Origin of the sequence: Bradyrhizobium canariense, from assembly GCF_900105125.1 — a bacterium.
GTDB lineage: Bacteria > Pseudomonadota > Alphaproteobacteria > Rhizobiales > Xanthobacteraceae > Bradyrhizobium > Bradyrhizobium canariense_A.
Map to the genome: position 1 here is coordinate 5,033,933 of NZ_LT629750.1, position 19,235 is coordinate 5,053,167.

Genomic DNA, 19,235 nt, shown 5'->3' on the forward strand with positions numbered 1-19,235 from the left:
GTGCGCTATTGTCGTCCGGTTCGGGCGAACCAGCGCGATATCAGCGAAAACGCAATTCTTGGTCGATCCTTGGGTACATCGAGATATCGAGACCATGCGGCTCGGCGCGAATGCGCTGCACTGCAAAACGAACCAGATACATCACGCGATGCCCCGATCGAGCCGGCCTTTCACCCCCTGCAGATAAAGGCCTTCCGCGAGAGATCATTAACGAGGACCGACGCGAACTTCCGAGACGATTCTCGCGACAGCGGTAACAATTTCACAACCGAACATTGACATAATCCGAGTTCGGAGAAGGATGGGCCGTGGCAAAAATCCTGATCGTGGATGACGACGCCGCTGTCCAGGCGACCATCAAGCTTCTGCTGGAGCGGGTGGGTCACGACGTGGTTATCGCCGGTGACGGCCGTAAAGGGCTCGCGATCTTCGAATCCGACCAGTTCGACCTGCTGTTTCTCGATATTTTCATGCCGGGAATGGACGGCATCGAAACCATGCGGCGGGTCCACCAACAACGGCCATTGACCCCGATCATCCTGATCTCCGGCAATCCAACCCTCGATGATTCAGTCAAGGGCCCGGATTTCCTGGCGATGGCGACCAAGCTCGGCGCGGTCAGCAACCTGCAAAAGCCCTTCAAGCCTGCCGCTCTGCTGGCTGCCGTCACGGCCTGCCTCGAAGCCGCCGAGCGCCCGTCCCCGTCATCTACCCCGGCGACCGATGCTTCCTGTCCATGACACCAATGGCATTGCCCGATTCCGACATCCGGGTATCATGGCAAAGCGGAAATGGCGCGAAGCATAGATGACGCTTACCACCAAGCTGGCCGTCGCGATGATTGCCCTGGTGGCAATCGCAGTGTCTGCTGTTGGATGGCTGAACTATCGCAGCGTTGAACAGGCGCTTCTGCCCCGCGTCGTCGATCGCATCGAAAGCCAGTCGCGGCTGGCCGCCGCGGACCTCGAGGCCTACGTAGCCGGCGCGCGCGGCGATGCCGCCAGCTTTCGCTCCGGTGTCGCGGTCAACGGCTTGATGCGCGCGCATCTCGCGGGCGGCATCGATCCGGTCGATCGCGTCCCCGAAAAGACATGGCGTGAGCGGATCGCCGGCCGCCTTGCGGCTGAGCTCGAAGCCAAACCTGCCTATGCGGAGATTCGCGTGATCGGCGTCGATGACGACCGGCGCGAAATCGTCCGTGTCGACCGGCTAGGCCCGAACGGAGCGATCCGGATCGTCGCCGATGCGGACTTGAAAGGAAAAGGTGACCGGACCTATTTCAAGGAAGCGATCAAACTGCGGCCTGGGGAAATCTACGTTTCGCCGCTCGAACTGGATCGCATCAACTGGGTTATCGTGACCCCGCACCAACCGACGCTCCGCGTCGCGACGCCGATCTTTTTATCCGACGGCAATCTGTTCGGCATTTTTGTCATCAATGTCGATATGCGGCCGGCCCTCGACCGCATCCGATCATCGGTGCGGCAAGGTGAAAACGTATACCTCGTCAATGAGCGGGGCGACTATCTCATTCATCCCGATCCTGCGCACGAGTTCGGCTCGGAGCTGGGCACGCACGCCAACTGGCAGACCGACTTTCCGTCTCTGGCATCGTCGCTTGGAACCACGCGGAGCGTCGGCCATATCGTGCCGGATCAGGATGGGCGGCCGGGCGGAATAGCGCTCGCGCCCGCCATTCTGGCCGGCAATGAATGGGTCGCGGTGGTCAAAACCGCTCCGAACGCCGTCATCATGGCGACGGCCGCAACGATCGAAAGCACGTCCACGCTGGTCGGGTTGATCGCGGTGCTGTGCGCGGCCGCATCGGCGCTGCTGGTCGCGCGATCGTTGACCCGGCCTATCCTTCAATTGACGACGGCGGTCGAAGCCGCCGGCCGCGACGGTTCGGCCGCAATTCCGGTCGATGCGGGCGGCGAAACAGGCGTACTTGCGCGCGCCTTTGCGCGGGTGATGGGCGAAGTGAATGCAAAAACCGTCGCGCTCGAACGCGAAGTCGAGGAACATCGCCGCACCGAAGCAGCCCGAGATCGTCACGCCGCGCGCGAGCGCCTCTTCAGCGCCGCAGTCGAATCGTCCAACGACGCCATCGTCACGAAATCGCTCGACGGCCAGATCACCGGCTGGAATCCGGCGGCAGAGCGGCTGTTCGGATTTAGTGCGGCGGAAGCCGTGGGCAGCAATATTGATCTCATCGTTCCTCCCGAACGGCTGTTCGAGGTTGGCGACATCCTGAGCCGGATCAAGGGAGGCGAGCGAATCCAACACCACGAAACGGTGCGGATGCACAAAAACGGCACCCCGGTGGAGGTTTCGCTCGGCATATCCCCGATCAGGGCGCCATCGGGAACGATCATCGGCGCATCGAAAACGGTGCGCGATATAACGGAGCGCAAGAGAACCGAGGCGGCGCTCAATCAGGAGATGGAAGAGCGCAGGCGGATTTTCGAGACCTCTCAGGACCTGATCCTGATCACCGATCCCAAGGGCACCCTGGTCCAGGTCAGCCCCAGTTCCGAAGCGATCCTCGGATATGCGCCCGAGGAGATGATCGGCCGCAGCGGGACCGAGTTCGTCGACAATGACGACATCGAAAATACCCGCGAGGAAATGCGCGTCGCCCGGCGCGGAAGACAAACGCGAAACTTCGATTCGCGGTTCGTCCACAAGGACGGTCGAATCGTGACGATCTCGTGGATGGGGACCTGGTCCGAACCGGTCAGGCGGCATTTCTTTATCGGCCGCGACATGACCGAAAGCCGGCAGGCGCAGGAAACTTTGCTCGAAAGCGAGCAAATGGCGCGCACCATCGTGGAAACCGCGCTCGACGCTTTTGTACAGATCGATGAGAGCGGCAGCATCCGAAACTGGAATTCGCAGGCGGAAGCGATTTTCGGCTGCTCGCGCAAGGACGCGCTTGGGAAGAACTTCCTTGAACTGATCGTTTCGGAAGCGGACCGCGACGAACTAAAGGCAGCGCTGGCGCGCTTTCTGCGTTCCGGGCAGGGCCAGGTGCTCGATCACCGCCGCGAACTCGTGGCGCTGCGAAGCGACGGCAAGGAGTTCAAGGCCGAGCTGAGCGTCACCGCGCTCAAAACGCGCGAAGGCTTCTTGTTCAACGGGTTCCTCCGCGACCTCACCGACAAGCTCGCGGCGGAGGACCGCGTTCGACAGGCCGAGAAAATGGAAGCGGTCGGCCAGCTGACGGGCGGGATCGCGCACGATTTCAACAATATCCTGACGGTAATCACCGGAACCATCGAAATTCTGGCTGATGCTGTGCAAAAGGAGCCGCAACTCGCCGCGATCACCAGGATGATCGATCAGGCCGCGTCGCGAGGCGCCGAACTTACCCAGCACCTTCTGGCGTTTGCGCGCAAGCAGCCGCTTCAGCCACGGGAAACCGACGTCAACGCGCTGATCATCGATACCGCCAAACTGCTGCGACCCGCGCTGGGCGCGCAGATCGAGATCGAATCGGTGTTCGGAGACGAAACGTGTTTCGCAACCGTCGATCCCAATCAGCTCGCGACCGCCATCCTCAATCTGGCCTTGAACGCGCGCGACGCGATGCCGGACGGCGGCAAGCTGATTATCGAGACCGGTTCGGCCTATCTCGACGAAAATTACGCCAGCATGCACGGTGATGTTCAGCCCGGCCGCTATGCCTTGATTGCCGTGAGCGACACCGGAACCGGCATTCCGCCGGCGATTCTCGACAAGGTGTTCGACCCGTTCTTTACGTCGAAGGGACCCGGCAAGGGCACCGGCCTTGGCCTCAGCATGGTCTATGGCTTCGTGAAGCAATCGGCCGGACACATCAAGATTTACAGCGAACAAGGCCACGGGACCACGATCAAGATATACCTGCCGCCGGGCACCGGAGCATCAATTGCTTCCGAGGCCGCGTCCGCGCCAGCCATTCAAGGCGGCCACGAAACGATCCTTGTCGTTGAAGACGACAAGCTCGTGAGAGGCTATGTGCTGACGCAACTGCATTCCCTGGGCTACGCCACGCTGGATGCGGCGAATGCGGAGCAAGCGCTCGCCCTTGTCGAAGCGGGCCAGGCATTCGATCTTCTTTTCACCGATGTCATCATGCCGGGCGCCATGAATGGCCGCCAGCTGGCCGATGCGCTGCAGAAGAGCAAACCGGGGTTAAAGGTGCTGTTCACCTCGGGCTACACGGAAAATGCGATCATCCATCACGGCCGGCTCGATTCCGGAGTCCTGCTGCTCGCCAAGCCTTATCGCAAATCGGATATGGCCATGATGATCCGGGCAGCGCTCGGCGACCAATCGCGGTGAAGATTTGGCGTGCAGGATGGAGCGCGCCGATGCGGCTCAGGGAGCGCGCTGGGCCGTCATCACGATGCGGATGAGGTCGGCGGCATTCCTGGCGCCGAGCTTTTTCATGATATTGGCGCGATGGTCCTCGATCGTCCGCGGGCTGATTCCGAGCTGGCGCCCGGCTTCCTTGTTCGACGCGCCTGATGCGAATTGCTCCAGCACTTCGCGTTCGCGCCGGGTCAGCGGTTCGCGCCCCGGAAAATGAAGCGATCCGACTTTAGACGCAGAATCTTCCTCCTGCCGGCGTGCATAGGCCCCGATCGCCTCATCCAGCCGAGCGACGATCTCGTTGCCCCTGAACGGCTTCTCGATGAAGTCCAGCGCGCCATTCTTGATCGCGCTCACAGCCATGGCGATGTCGCCCTGCCCGGAGATGATGAAGATCGGCGCGGGATAATCTTCTCCGCGCAGTTCCTTCAGAACATCGAGGCCGGATTTGCCGGGAATATGCACATCGAGCAGGATGCAGGCCGGAGCCCGGGTCCGCGCAACCGCCAGCAGCGCGGCGCCGTCCGCGAAGCAGATGACCTGATAGCCGCCTGCCGACAACACGATCGAGAGGGTTTCGCGAACGGCGGGATCGTCGTCAACCACAAATATCTCGCCACGGGATGCGGGTTTCTCAGCCATATACCATCATCCATCGACAGTGATCAGGGCCCGCGAACCTTTGCTGCCCGCTGAGGATTCGAGCCCAACCGTATTTGTACGGGACCGCAACTTAACGCACAAGTAGCGCTGTTAGCACTAAAGACCGCGATGAGGAGAACTCCCATGCAGAACGCGACACGCGGCGAAAGCCAGCCTGACAGCCAAAATGACCATTATCGCTCGGTCGTTTCAAATCTCGTGTCCCTGATCGAGCACCTCAAAGCCAGCACCAAGCTGCTCGAACTCGCCATCGCCAGGGAAACGGCTTCCGGTGGTCAGGAGCCTCATGACAATGTCGTCGTTCTGGATGACGTCACGCCCTGCTATTTGAGGGCGAATGCGGCATTGAATGCCTGCAATGCCGGGCTTGCCGCAGCTTTGCATTCTCTGTTGGACGCCAATGCGTCAAAAGGCGAGACCGCAGCGCTGATCGGGAGCGATCGCGATCCAGCCGGTTTGGCCGGTTGCGCCTGAAGGAAATCCCGATGCTCGGGTATTGCGCCGCGCATCAGGCTCCCACAATCAGTTCCCCATGAGAGCTTCCTGAGGCGATGCAGCGCCGGAGCCTTTTTTCTTGTTCTTTCCCTGCAGAAACTGGACGTCGATCTCCGCGCCATTGACGCGGACGAGTTCGCATCGGCGATAGGCCAGGCCGGTCGACGACAATAGCAGGAAGAACTCCTTGAGATTGAGGCCCTGGATCGAGCCTTCGACGGTCAGGATGGCATCACTCTCCGATATGGCGTTGAGCATGCAATCGCGGCGCCACGTTCCATCGATGCCCATGATGCAGACGCCATATCCGCGGCTGAACGTCACGCGCTCCAGCCCCTTATGATCCTCTGCCATCGTCAAAAACCAGCCGCTGCGGCGACTTTCGGCGCATGAGCGCCAGTCGTCATTTTCGTTGAGGTCGTAGGCGAACCACCGGGGCGATAAAGACCGCGCCGTTCCAGACAGGGTTTGAAGACGTCGGTTAGTCCGACCACCGTTTCCGCCGCGCCCAGTACCAGAAATCCATCGGGCTCGGTTGATCTGGCGAGACGCTGGAAGACGTTAATCTTGGTGTCCTGATCGAAATAGATCAGGACGTTTCGGCAGAAGATCACGTCGAAGATCCCAAGCTGGGAAAAATCGTGCAGCAAATTCACCTGGCGGTGCTGCACCATCGCACGAATGTCGGCATTGATCTGCCAGTACTCTCCGGCCTGTTTGAAGTACTTGACAAGCAGCTGAATCGGAAGGCCGCGCTGAACCTCGAACTGGCTATACAATCCGGCCTTGGATTTCTCGATCACTTCCTGCGAAAGATCGGTCGCGAGGATTTCGATCCGCCAGCCGGCCATCGCTGCGTTCATTTCCTTCAGACACATCGCCAGCGAATACGGCTCCTGGCCAGTCGAGCCGGCGGCGCACCAGATCCGAATGGTTCGACGGTTTGTGCGCGCCCTCAGCATTTCAGGCATGATCATATCGCGGAAGTGATCGAATGGCAGCTTGTCGCGAAAGAAGAATGTCTCGTTGGTGGTCATGGCTTCGACCACCTGGGTGACGATGTCAGCCGAGCCGCCTTTCATTTTCTGCACGAGCTCGCCGATATCGGACAGACCGGACTTCCGCGAAAGCGGAAGCAACCGGCTTTCAATCAGATATTGCTTGTCCGTGGACAGATCGAGACCGGAGCGGTCTTTCAGACATCTGCGCAAATAGTCGTAGTCCGACGGGGTCACGGGCGGTCTTTCATTTCGGTTTCTTCTTCCAAAGCGCGCGTTGCAACTGCGCCTCTTCCCGGCAGTGGGTGTTGCGGCCGACCGTCAACCGTTCATCCGCCCCCACAAAATCCGAACGATTCAGCTGAGGCGGCTTGACGACTACTTTCCATTACAATCGATAACCATTCCGGCTCCCCATCCAGGTTAATTTTAGTGTCCGTTTAAATACGGATGCGGCGAGCGGCGGACCGGTGGATGGCGATGTCATTCAATTTTAATAAAAGCCGCATCAATGAGGACCGGTGGGTTCCATCGTTTCGATGTGCCGTTCGGAAATGGCGACCCGCTGAGCAGTTGCAGCACGCTCAGTTGCGAGCGTCTGGCGATCGGCCGGCACCACTGAGATATGATTGCGCTTATTGCCGATAGCCGGACAGAATGGCTCGCTCCGCGAGCGCAAACCAAATCATCCAGCCTTTGATCGATTTTTTCAGTGCCACGCAGATGAGCAAAACTTTTGGCCCCGCGATCCGTCTATTGACTAATTTTTCTTGCCGACGATCCGTGCGACGCTACTCTGCACGGCATCAACCTTCCAGAGACAAGTTGTGCTCCCGCATCGGAGACTGATTTGGACTCAGCTCTTCGCTCCCCTAACGGATTTTTGTCCGCCCTGAATGCGGACGATTTCGAATTGATCCGGCCGCATCTGAAAATCGTCGAGCTGCCGCAAGAACAGGTGCTGGTGGAGGTCGAGGAGACGCTCAAACGCGCGTACCTGCCGCATCGCGGCATCATATCGCTGGTCGTCAAACTCGCACGCGGAGAGCACGTTCAGGTCGCCATGGTCGGCCGCGACAGCATCCTTGGCGCCTTCTCCGCCCTTGGCGATCCAACCGCATTGAATAGTGCGATCGTGTTGATCCCCGGTGTCGCTTCGACGCTCGACCTCGACCGCCTTCGCACTGCGGCCGAGCAGAGCGCAACGCTTCGTGCAACGCTCACGCGGCATGGAATGGCGGTCTACGCCCAGATCCAGCAAACCGTTGGATGCAACGCCTCGCACAGCGTGGAAGCCAGACTTGCACGATGTCTGTTGCAGACCCGCGACCTGTCCGGCAGCGACAAGCTTATCCTAACGCAGGAATCGATGGCGCATATGATCGGGGCGCGCCGCAACAGCGTATCGCTGGTGGCCAATATGTTGCAGCAGGCCAATTTCATTCACTACAGCCGCGGGCACATCGAGATCAGAGATCTCGGCGGTCTCAGCAAGATCGCGTGCGAATGCTACGCCACGGTCAAATCGCAGTACAAAAGGTTGCTTGGCCCGCGCTGCCTGCCGTGAACGCCAGTCCCGGCTCGGGCCGCCAAACGGAAGCGCGGCCGTGCCGGCGCGTTCGCGCCGATCAATCCTTATGCTGCACGAACCGTGGCCAGAAAGCTGTCGACTTCCCCGCGAAGCTTCTCGGCTTGGCTGGCGAGGACGTCGGAGGCGCTCAACAGATTTGACGCAGCGCTGTCGGTATCGCTCACAGCGGAACTGACGCCGCCGATGTTCTGCGATACCTGGTTGGAGGATTGCGCGGCCTCTTGCACATTGCGGGTGATTTCCTGGGTCGCGGCGGCCTGCTGCTCCATCGCCGCCGCAATCGCGGTCGAGATTTCGTCGACCTCGGCGATGGTTTGGGAAATGCGCTTGATGGCGGTTACCACCCCCGTCGTTTCATCCTGTATCGCGGTGATTTGCGATCGGATGTCTTCGGTCGCGCGTGACGTCTGGGTTGCCAGCGCCTTGACTTCCGAGGCGACCACCGCGAAGCCTCGACCGGCCTCCCCGGCACGCGCCGCTTCAATGGTCGCGTTGAGCGCCAGAAGGTTGGTCTGGCTCGCGATCTGATTGATGAGCGCGACAACTTCTTCGATCTTCTGCGCGGCGCCGGCGAGCGCGAGCACCTTCTGGTTTGTGGCTTCGCTCTCCTGCGCGGCGGTTTTGGCGACCTGGGATGCCTGAGTGACCTGCCGGCCGATTTCGGAAATGGAAGCCGTCAGCTCTTCGGACGCGGATGCAACGGTTTGAATATTGACTGCTGCTTCTTCAGCGCCTGAAGCGACCGCGCCGGCCCGCTGTTGCGTTCCCGAAACGCTGGTCGCGATCAGCTTTGCCGTGTCCTGCATGGCATGCGCGGCCTGAGAGACGGTATCGACCACCCCACCCACCCGACCTTCAAAGCCGTCCGCCATCGCATAAAGGGCCTGGCGCTTCTCATGCTCGGCTTTCCTGGCCTGTTCTTCCTGCTCCGTCTGCAGCCGCTGAACCGCCAGAGCGTTTTCCTTGAAGACTTCGAGCGATTTCGCCATCTGGCCGATTTCATCGGAACGAGACGTCTCGTCGATCGTCACCGACAAATCGCCTGCGACGACACCTTGCATTTTCGCCGCGAGCCTCGTCAGCGAGCCCGCGATATTTCGGTTCAGCGCAAGGACGAGGCCTCCCATGACCAGGAGGATAACCAGACCAAATCCGGCCAGATGCAGCACGGTTCTTTGATAGGCGGCATCGATATCGTCGATCCAGACGCCGGAGGTGATCAGCAGATTCCAGGGCTTGAATTTTTTGGCGAAAGTGAGCTTGGGGAGGTTCTCGGTCTCACCTGGCTTGGGATAGTCGTAGGAGGACATGCCCTCGTCGGCACTGCCGACCGCCTCGATCAGCCCATCCAGAATGTATTTGCCGTTCGGCATCAAGGTCCCGTGCGTGCCATTGACCTTGGGCGCTGCAGGATTGATGAACCAAACGCCATCCATCCCTCCGATCGCGAGGTAGCTGTGGTGATCGTCGTACCACATCGCCAGCGTATCTTCCTTGTAGCGCTCGAGCGCTTGATCGTGCGTCAGCTTACCCGATTGGACCTGAGCCTCGAGCTGTTGGGCCAGTCCGTGGGAAAGTTCGACGATCGCCCGCAGCTTGGCTATGCGGTCGTCGACCATCCTGCCATGTAGAATCGAGGTCGAGACGACGATCGCGGCGATCAGGGAGAGCGCGGAAAGCGCCAATACGATCAGAAGCTTGGAACGGATTTTGATCTTGTTCACGAAATTCATCGTTGACCCGGCACAGAGGAAGAGGCTGGGCCGTCAGTTATCCGCAGATTCATCTAAGATACGATTAATCAACTTTCGCCGTTGGATCATGGCAGGCACGCTTTTTTGCGGCACGCCGATCTCCATGCTGATGGTTCAACCGGCATCAGCAATTTGACGCCAACTCCATTTCCTGCGGATCGCCAGGGCGAATGCCGGGCCCAAGCGCCGTGAACGAGTAGGACATTATGGACTTGAGGGCGATGCCGTTTGCGCGGCGATAAACGCTCTCTTGGCTGAATCCGGATTGGAACAGGACACGTCATATCCCTGGAAGAAGCTCGACGCACACCTTTGGATGGTTCGTTGCAGCCGGATTGTTGTTACACGCTCGCATCACGGAGGATGCGGTGCCAAACGGCGGCTGGGCAAACCGGATCTGTGCAACCGTACTTCTACGGTTGCGGATTTTCACACACGGCTAACGTTAAACGGCGAGGGTGTGAAAGGAGGAAGCCCCCATGTTCACGTTCGAGACGACCGATCAGAAAGAAGTCCGTCGTTTCTGTACCGCGCAGTTCAATGGCCGGGCCGCCACGGTGACATATGACGGATCGACGGTCACGGGCCTCGTTCGATCGGTGTTGGAACACAAATCGAGCGTTCCGGCGAGTTGGAGCATCACCATCGTTCCGACCGAGCCGAGGGTCAGCGGCGGCTCTTTAAGGCCGGCGCCGCGTATTGCCGCGTTCACGGAAGACTTCTAAGCGGCAGGGCCTCGACGCGTTACATCGTGTCCCGAAGCAACAGGGCTTTGCGAACCAGATCCGCCGTGTTTCGCGCTCCGAGCTTCCGCATGGCCTCGGCACGATGGCTTTCGAACGTCCGCGGGCTGATGCCCATCCGCAAGGCGCCTTGCTTGTTGGAATGTCCTTCGCTGATCAGGCCCAAAACCTCGCACTCGCGCTTCGTCAAAGGCTTCTGGCCGGGCGCCAACGAAAAGATGGCGCGCCCGGCGCGGACAGTCGATGCCTCGCATCCCCGCTTGCAGTCCGGCGCGACAACGGAGCCCTCCTGAGCGCCTTCGATCCGCTTGACCAGAGCGCAGACGCGCTCGATCTGCTGGAACGCATTTTCGACCACCTGTTTCAGGTAAGCTCGATCCCCCGCAGCCTGCGCAAACTCATGGCTGTGATCCCTAAGCTCTCTCATGTAGATCAGCAGCGCGGTGAGTGATCCGTCAAGCTCGCGTGCAATGGTGGCTCCCGCTTCACCATCTTGTCGCGCGCCAATCTCCGCCAGCCGGGCAACTTCATGCCCGACCTCGAGAGAGGGGCCGTTTTCGAGCCATGTCGGGCGCTGCGAATCACCGCCTCGATTTTCGTACTGTGACATACGATTCGTCTAACAGAGCCCCGACCGCTCGCGGTTAACTTTTTACCCAGTAAGACTACGGTGCTTTCAATGAGGCGTTATGCGGCCACGCCACAAGGCCGGCCGGATGAGATCAGGCAGCGCAATCATTCCGTGTAGAAACTCTCTGCTACTCGCTTCCGGCCGAATGTTTTTCCGAGCGCCCTTGCGGTTCGCGGACGCCGCTGCTGCCTGACGGTGGGCAATTTATTTGCATTTCTTGTTCCCTCGAGTGGAACCAACCACGAGGCTGCAAGTTTATTGGCCAAAAAATCAAGACGTTGGCTTTGAAGGCAACGCGGGAGAGGACCCCATGACGATATCTACCGTCAATACCATTGCCCTCGACCCAGCCGAACATTGGATTCAGCTGCGCCGGGCTGTCATCGCGTCCACCATTGGAACTGCGATCGAGTGGTACGACTTTTTCCTCTACAGCACCGTTACGGGTCTCGTTTTCGCTAAGCTGTTTTTTCCGCACTCGGACCCTTGGGTGGGGACGCTCGAGGCCTTCGCCATCTACGCCGTCGGTTTCATTGCGCGCCCGATCGGCGCCGCGATATTCGGGCATTACGGAGACCGCATTGGCCGAAAGTCGACCCTGATCGCAACGTTGCTGCTGATGGGACTGGCCACCGCCGCTGTGGCGCTGGTGCCGACCTACGAGCATGTCGGCATCTGGGGCGCAGTGATCCTGACAGTGTTGCGCTTCATTCAGGGTGTCGGCGTTGGCGGCGAATGGGGCGGCTCGGTACTGATGTCGATGGAATGGGCGCGCAACGACCGGTCGCGCGGGCTGGTCGCCTCGTGGCCGCAATTCGGTGTTCCCTGCGGGCTGTTTCTGGCCAATCTCGCCGTGCTCGCCTTTAGCCAGATGTCCGGCGATCAATTCCTCGCCTGGGGCTGGCGTATTCCGTTTGCGTTGAGCATCTTGCTGGTCGGCGTCGGACTCTACATCCGTCTCGGCATTATGGAGACGCCGGTGTTCACCAAATTGGTCGCCGAGCGCAAGATCGAGCGCGCCCCGATGCTGGCGGTCATTCAGCAATATCCAAAGGAAATCCTGCTTTCGGCGCTCGCACGCATGGCCGAGCAGGCGCCCTTCTACATCTTCACCGCCTTCGTCTTTTCCTACGGCATCGGCACGTTGCACGTTTCCCGCGACTTCCTGCTGACCGCCGTGCTTGCGGCCTCGTTGCTGTCGTTTGTCTCGATTCCGTTCTTCGGTCACCTGTCCGACCGCATCGGGCGCAAGAACATGTACATGATCGGCGCGGTGGTGACCGGCGTGTTCGGCTTCATCTATTTTGCGATGCTGAACACCGGCTCGGAAGCGGTGATCTTCTTTGCGATCATCCTGTCGCTGATCCCGCACGACATGCTTTACGGTCCGCAAGCCGCGCTGATCGCCGAGAGCTTTACCGGCCGGCTGCGCTACAGCGGCTCCTCGCTCGGCTACCAGCTCGCATCGATCATCGCCGGCGGCCCGGCGCCACTGATCGCGGCATGGCTGTTCGGCGTCTATCACTCGTCCTATGCCATTGCGGTCTATATCGCGATCTGCGCCGTGATCACGCTGGCCGCGACGGCGCTGATGACCGACTACACCGGCAAGGACATTTCCGGGGAATATCAAACCCGCTGAGACGAGGGTTGCGCTGGGAACGTTTGCGAGACGTGGCACCTACGGCGGCCGCGCTCGCAAGCGTTCTGCCATGTAATCGACACGTCATGTCATCACATGCCATGTCACCGAACATTTCGAAAAAGGAAACTAGATGAGCAGAAAGAACCGACTATGGATGGCAATCGCCACGCTGGCCGGCGTTTTGACGTTTAACACCCATGCCCTGGCGCAGACGGCAGCGGCGCCCACGGAAACCGCGACGACCCAGGACAACGCCATCTTGCTCACGGTATTCTTGAAACATGACCAGTCGCGGCCGCTGAGCGAACTCAACGCGCAGCTCGAAAAACAAGGTTTCTACAAGGCGTTTCCGCCGCCCGGCGTCGAAGTGGTCAGCTGGAACATCGTGATGGGGATCGGCCAGGTCGTAACGCTGCGGCTTCCGGCCTCCCGGCTGCGCGAGGTTAACCGCATCTTCGAGACCACCGCCTGGGGCGCCTATCACACCGAATTCTATCCGACCTATGACTACAAGGCGGTCGGCCTCGCCGAGCACGACAAGGCGAAGTAGGCGACGGAGGTACAAGTGCGCGCTCGCCAGCGGGTGACGGAACGCGAACTTATTTGCGTCGGCGGTGGCGCGCAGTCTGCGGCTTACGCTACCGTTGGCTATCGTGCCCTCCGCTGCAGAAGACGTAGTTCACGATCGTTGCAATATCGCGATCCGACCAGCCGCTTTCCATCGCCGCGCTGAATGCTTTCAAGGCCGAGGACGCGGTCGGGAGGTTCACGCCAAGGCGTTGAGCTTCCCGCTGCATCAACGACGCATCCTTTTGCGCCGACTGGATGTCGAATGACACATCATTGTCTTCAAGCAGGATGGTTTTTATCTTGGACGGCAACGCAGGAAGAGCAGCCGGACTATCGGCAATCAACCGCAACATCTGACCGAGATCCAATCCGGATTCCCGGCCGAGGCTCAGCGCTTCCGCCAGCGACTGCCAGTAGACGGAGATTGGAAGCTGAACAGCGAGTTTCATCGCCGAACCCGAGCCCACCGCACCGACATGCTCGACTTTGCGTGAAAACAGCGACAAAACCGGTTTCGCCCGTTCGTAATCTTCAGGAGAACCGCCGGCCAGGACCAGCAGTTTTCCCTCTTTGGCTGGCCCCACGCTGCCGCAAACCGGCGCGCTAACGAAAGATGCCAAAGCCACTTTCGCAGCCTGTCCGATCGCTCGTGCCGTCTCGGGGAGGACGGTGCTCATGTCGATAAACAATTTGCCGCCGCAGGCGCTCGACAACAGGCCCGCCGGTCCCAAAAAAACGTCCTTCAGCGCGGCATCATCGAACACGATGGTCAGGATGACGTCGGATTTGTCACAGAGATCCTGCAGACTGGAAGCAACGCGCGCTCCCATCTCTGCTGCGATATGCGTTTTCTCCGAACTGCGATTCCAGACCGTAATTTCCGGTCCTGCTGCAAGGAGCCGGGGAAGGATCGCAAGCCCCATCCGGCCAAGGCCGACCAGCCCGAGCCTTCCCGCGTTCCAGCCGTTCACGTCCGACTTCATGCGGCGTGTTTGTGCATGAAATCTTCCATCAGCGTCGTCAGATAGATCGGAATTTCCTGCATCGGACAGTGGCCAACATTGGGAAGCACCACCATCTCGGCGTTCGGATGCCACACCATGAAGGTCTCCTTCAGACTCTCCTCGAGAAAGCCCGCCTGATCCCACTCACCAGCGACCACGAGCAAGGGTGTCTTCGGCCTTGCCTTCTTCACCTCTTCCGAGAAGTCCCCGAGGGTCCACATATCCAGATATTCGCGGACCGCGGCATGATCGCGGGTCGTGCGGGCCAGCATCAATTTATGTTCCGACCATTCCTTGGTCAGCTTGTGGTTGGTGATGCGTGCGGCAAGCTCGCGAACCGCGTCGTCGTCGACGATGGTCTTTTCGAAGAAGGCGCGCCGTTCAGGATCCATTTTGATCGCCGCGGCGGAGACGGGGCCGATGGCGATTTCGCTCTTGATCCGGTCCGGATCGATCACGACCATTCGCTCGACAACCATCCCGGTCATCGAGAAGCCGACGATATGGAAACGTTTCCACCCCAGCGAGTCGGCCAGGGCGAACGCGTCGATCGCCGCCTGCTTGGATGAATGCTCGCCTTTGATGTCGATGGATTTGCCATAGCCTCGAATATCCGTGAAAGCGTAAGTGAACGCTTTCCTGTCCAGATAGAGGTGCATCGGCTTCCAGCTGGTGCAGTCAGCGAGCCAATCATTGAAAACAATGACACCTTCGCTGCCGGATCCGACCAATTCATGTCCAAGAACCACTTCACACTCCTTCGTTATTGCTTGATGATCTTGATGGCGTCCAGATCGGGATGTTTTCCCGATTTGATATCCGCCGAGGCCTGCTGAAGCAGCGCCATGTCGAAGTACGGCTTCACATCCATTTTGGTGTTCAACAGCTTGTTGTCGTACAGGAAGTCCATCACGCCTTGAGAACCCGCAATGTCCGCGTCCGACAGCGTGAGATCGACGCTGTTGATGTCCTTGATAGGCCCACTCAGGTTGCGATCGAAATCGGTTGAGACCTTCAGGATGTCCATGGGAAGGCGGGACGATTCGGCGAACCACTGATGGGCCTGGTCGAGGTGGTTCGAGGCCCACCACGTCGCCATGATCCATGCCTTCAGGAAGCGAACCGCGGCTTCGTTGCCATTGGCCTGGAGCCATTTCCCCGAAAAGCCCTGCATGCCGATGTTTTCGCCGCGCGGCGCATTCCACAGCACTTTGGCCAGCTTCTGCTGAAGCAGCCGCTCCATTGTCGGATCCCAGGTGGTGACCGCGTCGACGAGATGTCCCTGCATCGCGTTGGTCTGCTCCGCGATATCCTGATTGACGATGTTCATGTCCCGCAGGGGATGCTCAATTCCGGCTGCAACCAGCGCCTTGACCGAGCGCGGGAACGTCGTGGTCGCGAACGGAGCCGACATCTTCTTGCCCTTCAAATCGGCCAGACCGCCGGTGAAATCGGGCTGCACCAGGATGCCGAAGCGCGCGTCATGCGTGCGCTGCAGGATCTTCGAGCCTGGCATGCGCGCCATCGCTCGCAGCGTCGGCGCATCCGCCGCCCACACGTTGTCGATGTCGCCGGCGACCGCGGCCTCGGCGAGCGGGCCTCCGAACGTGAATGGCTTGAACTGGGCTTCGATACCGTTGAGCTCAAAGATATTGGTGTGCCGCAGAACCTCGACGATTTCACCCCCGACGGCCCAAAGCGACTGGTAGCCGATTGTGACCTTGGTCAGCTCTGCTGCCGACATCGGCTTGGGCAGTACCGATCCCAGCGCCAGCGTCCCGATAATCGCCAATCTCGCCGAGGCAGTTCTAAAGCGTGTGAAACGTTCGATCTTCATGCAGCATCTCCTTGTTAAGTTAATGATGATCCGGCGCCCAGCGAATGAAGCGCCGTTCCAACCAGTGCATGCCGCTGTTCATGACAAAGCCGATGACGCCGATGACGATCATTCCGGCCATGACCTTTTCGGTTTCGATCATCGTCCGTGCGAGCTGAATCATGTATCCGAGCCCCGATGTCGCGGCGATCAGTTCCGCCGCAATGACGCAGGTCCAGCCCACGCCGAGTCCTACTCTGAGACCAGCAATGATGTAGGGGAGCGCCGAAGGAAACATCACGCGCCGGAGGAACAGCCATCTGCCTGCGCCAAAGCATTGCGCGACCTGCAGGTGGATCAGCGCGACGGAGCGCGCGCCTAAATAGGTATTGGTGAAGATCGGAAAGAATGACCCAAGGAAGATGATGAACCATGCGGAATGATCGCCAAGGCCGAACCACAGGATTGCGAGCGGGATCCAGGCGAGGACCGAGATGGGGCGAAGCAACTCGATGATTGGGAGGATGTAGGCTGCGGCAGATCGCCAGATACCCAGCGCAAGTCCGAGCGAGATCGCCGCAACAGCAGCAAGGCCAAAACCGATCGTCACCCTCAGGACGCTGGCCTCGACGTCTCGCCACAGATAACCGGCTTCCGCCAGATCAATCAGGGCTCGGATGGTGGCTGACGGCGCAGGCAGGATATTGCCGTCGATCCAATGAAGCCGGACGCCCAATTCCCAAATCAGGAAGATAATGGGGATTAAAATGAGGTGCTTCAGCCTGGCCAGTAATCCTGAGAGCGTATTCAGGATGTGTGAGCCGAGAGCCTGCGATCCGGATGGAACTGGCATGTGCGCACCATCCGCGAAGCCGCTTGCTTCCTTCGTCATGCGACCTCGCGGATGATTTCAGTTCGCAGCAGTTGCGACAGACGCTCCTTGGTTTCGAGGAAGCGCGGATGGCTGGTACGGATCGACGGGTCTCGCGGGCGCGCAATATCGACGTCGATTTGAGCTTTGATCCGGCCCGGTCGAGCCGTCATGACAATGACGCGGTCTCCGAGAAAGACGGCCTCCTCGATATTGTGGGTGATCAGAACGAAGGTCTTTCGGGTCTTTTCCCAAATTCTCAGGATCTCTTCTTGAAGAACGTCCCTGGTCAGCGAGTCCAGCGCCGCAAAGGGCTCGTCCATCAGGACAACCTCGGGATCGGGCGCGAGCGCTCTCGCGATGCTCACCCGCTGCCGCATTCCGCCGGAAAGTTCGTGCGGGTAGCGGTGCTCGAAGCCACCGAGTTTGACGAGATCGAGATAGTGCTGAACGATCTTCTTTCGCTCTGCCGCGGGAACACCCTTCGCGAGCAGCCCGAACTCGACATTCTCTGCAACGGTCAGCCACGGGAACAGCCCGTATTCCTGAAAGATAACGATGCGGTCTGGCCCCGGCTGTTTGATCGCCTTGCCGTCCTGCAACGTCTCGCCGCTGGTCCCCTGGACAAAACCCGCGATCGCGTGAAGCAACGTGCTCTTGCCGCAGCCTGACGGTCCAATGATGCAGAGAAACTGGCCGGATGGAATTTCACAGGACACGTTATCGAGCGCCACGACGCGTTCGAATGGGTTCTGACTTTCGAAGATTTTCGTGAGGTTCCGAACGCTGATCTCGCTCATGGCTTCTCTCTTTCACCGTGCTACTTGACGCGGTAGCGATCGATCACATCGAGAGCTGGATCGAGACCGAGCCCCGGCCCGGCGGGAACCCGGACCTTGCCTCGCTTCGGGGTTGTCTCGCCGCGGTAGAGTTCGGCTTCGAAATCGCAGTAGAGCCGCTCCAGCAGCGGAAGCTGACGTTGCGCGGCGCTGAGGTGGATGGTTGCGACCTGTCCCGGCCCGAAGATGGCGCAATGTGGGACGAACTCGATTCCCTTCGCATCGCACAGCGCGGCGATCTTCAGCAGCTCCGAGACCCCGCCCGTTTTGGCTACATCGGGCTGCGCGATATCGATCGCGTTGGCTTCGATCATGGCGACGAAGTCGTGCAAACTACCGGCATTCTCGCCGGCTGCGATCCGGTGCCGGCCGGTCGCTTTCACGCGTGCAAGACCGACATAATTCTCGGGCGGCCACACCGGCTCTTCCAGCCAGTACAGATTGAGAGGCTTGAGGAGTTCGTCGTAGCGCAGCGCTTCGGCAACCGACCACGGGCAGTTGGTATCGAGCATCACCAGCGCATCCGAGCCTGCCGCTTCCACGGACGCGCGGATCTCGTTCTCGGTGATCTCGTGAAGTTTGATGTAGCGGTAACCGCGCTCGATGGCTTGCCGGGTTGCCTTGACGACATCGGCGCAGTTTCCGTATCTCATCAGGCTTGCATAAACTTCCACTTCGCCGGCGAAAGCGCCTCCAAGCAGCGTCGACAGCGGGACACCGGTGAGTTTCCCCATGATGTCCCACAAGGCGATGTCGACCGCCGAAATCCCGTAGACGATCGGGCCAATACGGCCGAAGTTCTGGAGCTGAAACTCGAGGTCGAATTTGATCTTCGAGATTTCGAATGCGTTGCGGCCGATCACCAGCGGGAGAACGCGGGTTTCGATCAGTGCGGCAAGAGATTTGTCCTCGCCGCGCGAGAACGCCTCGCCCCAGCCGACAATGCCGTCTTCGGTCTCAAGCCTCACGAACAGCGTATCGAACTGCAGTCGCGGCGAGCCGCCAAAACTCCAGGGCGGGGTGCCGCCGGATTCGAAGGGAATGGAGACCAGGATGGTTTCCGCCTTGACGATCCGTTGCGGCGCCACGGCCGGGCGCGGCGCCGGCCTCTCCTCGGTCCGCCTATTCATTTCCGCCAGATCCACGCAAATCCTCACTTACCATTTAACTGTTGATTGTTGACAATCAGCAAAGGGTAGGATTTGGATGGAGTCAATGGTAAATGTGCGCCAATATTTGCCTACGAATCGAACAGACAT

Annotated in this window: 18 protein-coding genes; 7 read left to right on the top strand and 11 right to left on the bottom strand. The window is 59.7% G+C overall.

Annotated features, from left to right (window positions below; all coding sequences use genetic code 11):
* The first annotated feature begins 308 nt into the window (after positions 1-308).
* Both BLV09_RS23885 and BLV09_RS23890 read left to right on the top strand, forming a co-directional pair.
* A complete protein-coding gene (locus tag BLV09_RS23885; protein ID WP_146689140.1) occupies positions 309-740 on the top strand; it encodes a response regulator in 432 nt (143 codons plus the stop codon).
* 67 nt (positions 741-807) lie between these two features.
* Positions 808-4,326, top strand: a complete 3,519-nt coding sequence (locus tag BLV09_RS23890) for a PAS domain S-box protein (protein WP_146689141.1) — start codon at positions 808-810, stop codon at positions 4,324-4,326.
* A gap of 36 nt (positions 4,327-4,362) precedes the next feature.
* Here BLV09_RS23890 and BLV09_RS23895 read toward each other — a convergent pair whose 3' ends face one another.
* Positions 4,363-4,998 carry a response regulator transcription factor gene (locus tag BLV09_RS23895; RefSeq protein ID WP_100384723.1) on the bottom strand — a complete coding sequence of 212 codons (636 nt, stop codon included), beginning with the start codon at positions 4,996-4,998 and terminating at the stop codon, positions 4,363-4,365.
* 144 nt (positions 4,999-5,142) lie between these two features.
* Here BLV09_RS23895 and BLV09_RS23900 point away from each other — a divergent pair, with 144 nt between their 5' ends.
* Positions 5,143-5,493 (top strand): hypothetical protein, encoded by a 351-nt coding sequence (locus BLV09_RS23900; RefSeq protein WP_100384724.1) that lies wholly within the window; start codon positions 5,143-5,145, stop codon positions 5,491-5,493.
* A 48-nt stretch (positions 5,494-5,541) separates the two neighbouring features.
* On the opposite strand, the gene BLV09_RS23905 is transcribed toward BLV09_RS23900, so the two are convergent.
* Complete coding sequence (locus BLV09_RS23905; protein ID WP_100384725.1) at positions 5,542-5,868, bottom strand: pilus assembly protein PilZ; 327 nt, start codon at positions 5,866-5,868, stop codon at positions 5,542-5,544.
* Positions 5,869-5,870: 2 nt separating this feature from the next.
* Positions 5,871-6,749, bottom strand: coding sequence for a CheR family methyltransferase (locus tag BLV09_RS23910; RefSeq protein ID WP_146689142.1), 879 nt, complete (start codon positions 6,747-6,749; stop codon positions 5,871-5,873).
* Between the two features lie 613 nt (positions 6,750-7,362).
* Between BLV09_RS23910 and BLV09_RS23915 the strand changes: the two genes are divergently transcribed.
* Complete coding sequence (locus tag BLV09_RS23915) at positions 7,363-8,079, top strand: Crp/Fnr family transcriptional regulator (protein ID WP_146689143.1); 717 nt, start codon at positions 7,363-7,365, stop codon at positions 8,077-8,079.
* A gap of 68 nt (positions 8,080-8,147) precedes the next feature.
* Here BLV09_RS23915 and BLV09_RS23920 read toward each other — a convergent pair whose 3' ends face one another.
* Positions 8,148-9,827, bottom strand: a complete 1,680-nt coding sequence (locus BLV09_RS23920) for a methyl-accepting chemotaxis protein (RefSeq protein WP_167558868.1) — start codon at positions 9,825-9,827, stop codon at positions 8,148-8,150.
* A 509-nt stretch (positions 9,828-10,336) separates the two neighbouring features.
* Between BLV09_RS23920 and BLV09_RS23925 the strand changes: the two genes are divergently transcribed.
* Positions 10,337-10,582: a hypothetical protein gene (locus tag BLV09_RS23925; RefSeq protein ID WP_146689144.1), complete on the top strand. Its 246-nt coding sequence runs from the start codon at positions 10,337-10,339 to the stop codon at positions 10,580-10,582.
* Positions 10,583-10,601: 19 nt separating this feature from the next.
* On the opposite strand, the gene BLV09_RS23930 is transcribed toward BLV09_RS23925, so the two are convergent.
* Positions 10,602-11,210 carry a response regulator transcription factor gene (locus BLV09_RS23930; RefSeq protein ID WP_146689145.1) on the bottom strand — a complete coding sequence of 203 codons (609 nt, stop codon included), beginning with the start codon at positions 11,208-11,210 and terminating at the stop codon, positions 10,602-10,604.
* Positions 11,211-11,541: 331 nt separating this feature from the next.
* On the opposite strand from BLV09_RS23930, the gene BLV09_RS23935 reads away from it, so the two are divergent.
* Positions 11,542-12,873 (top strand): MFS transporter, encoded by a 1,332-nt coding sequence (locus BLV09_RS23935; protein ID WP_100384731.1) that lies wholly within the window; start codon positions 11,542-11,544, stop codon positions 12,871-12,873.
* A 157-nt stretch (positions 12,874-13,030) separates the two neighbouring features.
* Positions 13,031-13,426 (top strand): hypothetical protein, encoded by a 396-nt coding sequence (locus BLV09_RS23940; RefSeq protein WP_167559093.1) that lies wholly within the window; start codon positions 13,031-13,033, stop codon positions 13,424-13,426.
* An 88-nt stretch (positions 13,427-13,514) separates the two neighbouring features.
* On the opposite strand, the gene BLV09_RS23945 is transcribed toward BLV09_RS23940, so the two are convergent.
* The 6 genes from BLV09_RS23945 to BLV09_RS23970 are packed head-to-tail and all read right to left on the bottom strand — an operon-like array spanning position 13,515 to position 19,106.
* Complete coding sequence (locus BLV09_RS23945) at positions 13,515-14,429, bottom strand: NAD(P)-dependent oxidoreductase (protein WP_146689147.1); 915 nt, start codon at positions 14,427-14,429, stop codon at positions 13,515-13,517.
* A complete protein-coding gene (locus BLV09_RS23950) occupies positions 14,426-15,199 on the bottom strand; it encodes an alpha/beta fold hydrolase (RefSeq protein ID WP_157810135.1) in 774 nt (257 codons plus the stop codon). Before BLV09_RS23950 ends, BLV09_RS23945 begins: the two co-directional genes overlap by 4 nt.
* Positions 15,200-15,213: 14 nt before the next feature.
* Entirely contained in the window at positions 15,214-16,287 is a 1,074-nt protein-coding gene (locus BLV09_RS37440; RefSeq protein ID WP_167558869.1) for an ABC transporter substrate-binding protein, read from the bottom strand.
* Positions 16,288-16,306: 19 nt separating this feature from the next.
* On the bottom strand, positions 16,307-17,158 hold the full coding sequence (locus BLV09_RS23960; protein ID WP_146689150.1) for an ABC transporter permease: 852 nt from the start codon (positions 17,156-17,158) through the stop codon (positions 16,307-16,309).
* A complete protein-coding gene (locus tag BLV09_RS23965) occupies positions 17,155-17,937 on the bottom strand; it encodes an ABC transporter ATP-binding protein (RefSeq protein ID WP_146689151.1) in 783 nt (260 codons plus the stop codon). The genes BLV09_RS23960 and BLV09_RS23965 overlap by 4 nt, the downstream gene beginning before the upstream one ends.
* Before the next feature lie 20 nt (positions 17,938-17,957).
* Positions 17,958-19,106 (bottom strand): mandelate racemase/muconate lactonizing enzyme family protein, encoded by a 1,149-nt coding sequence (locus BLV09_RS23970; RefSeq protein ID WP_146689152.1) that lies wholly within the window; start codon positions 19,104-19,106, stop codon positions 17,958-17,960.
* Positions 19,107-19,235 lie beyond the last annotated feature (129 nt).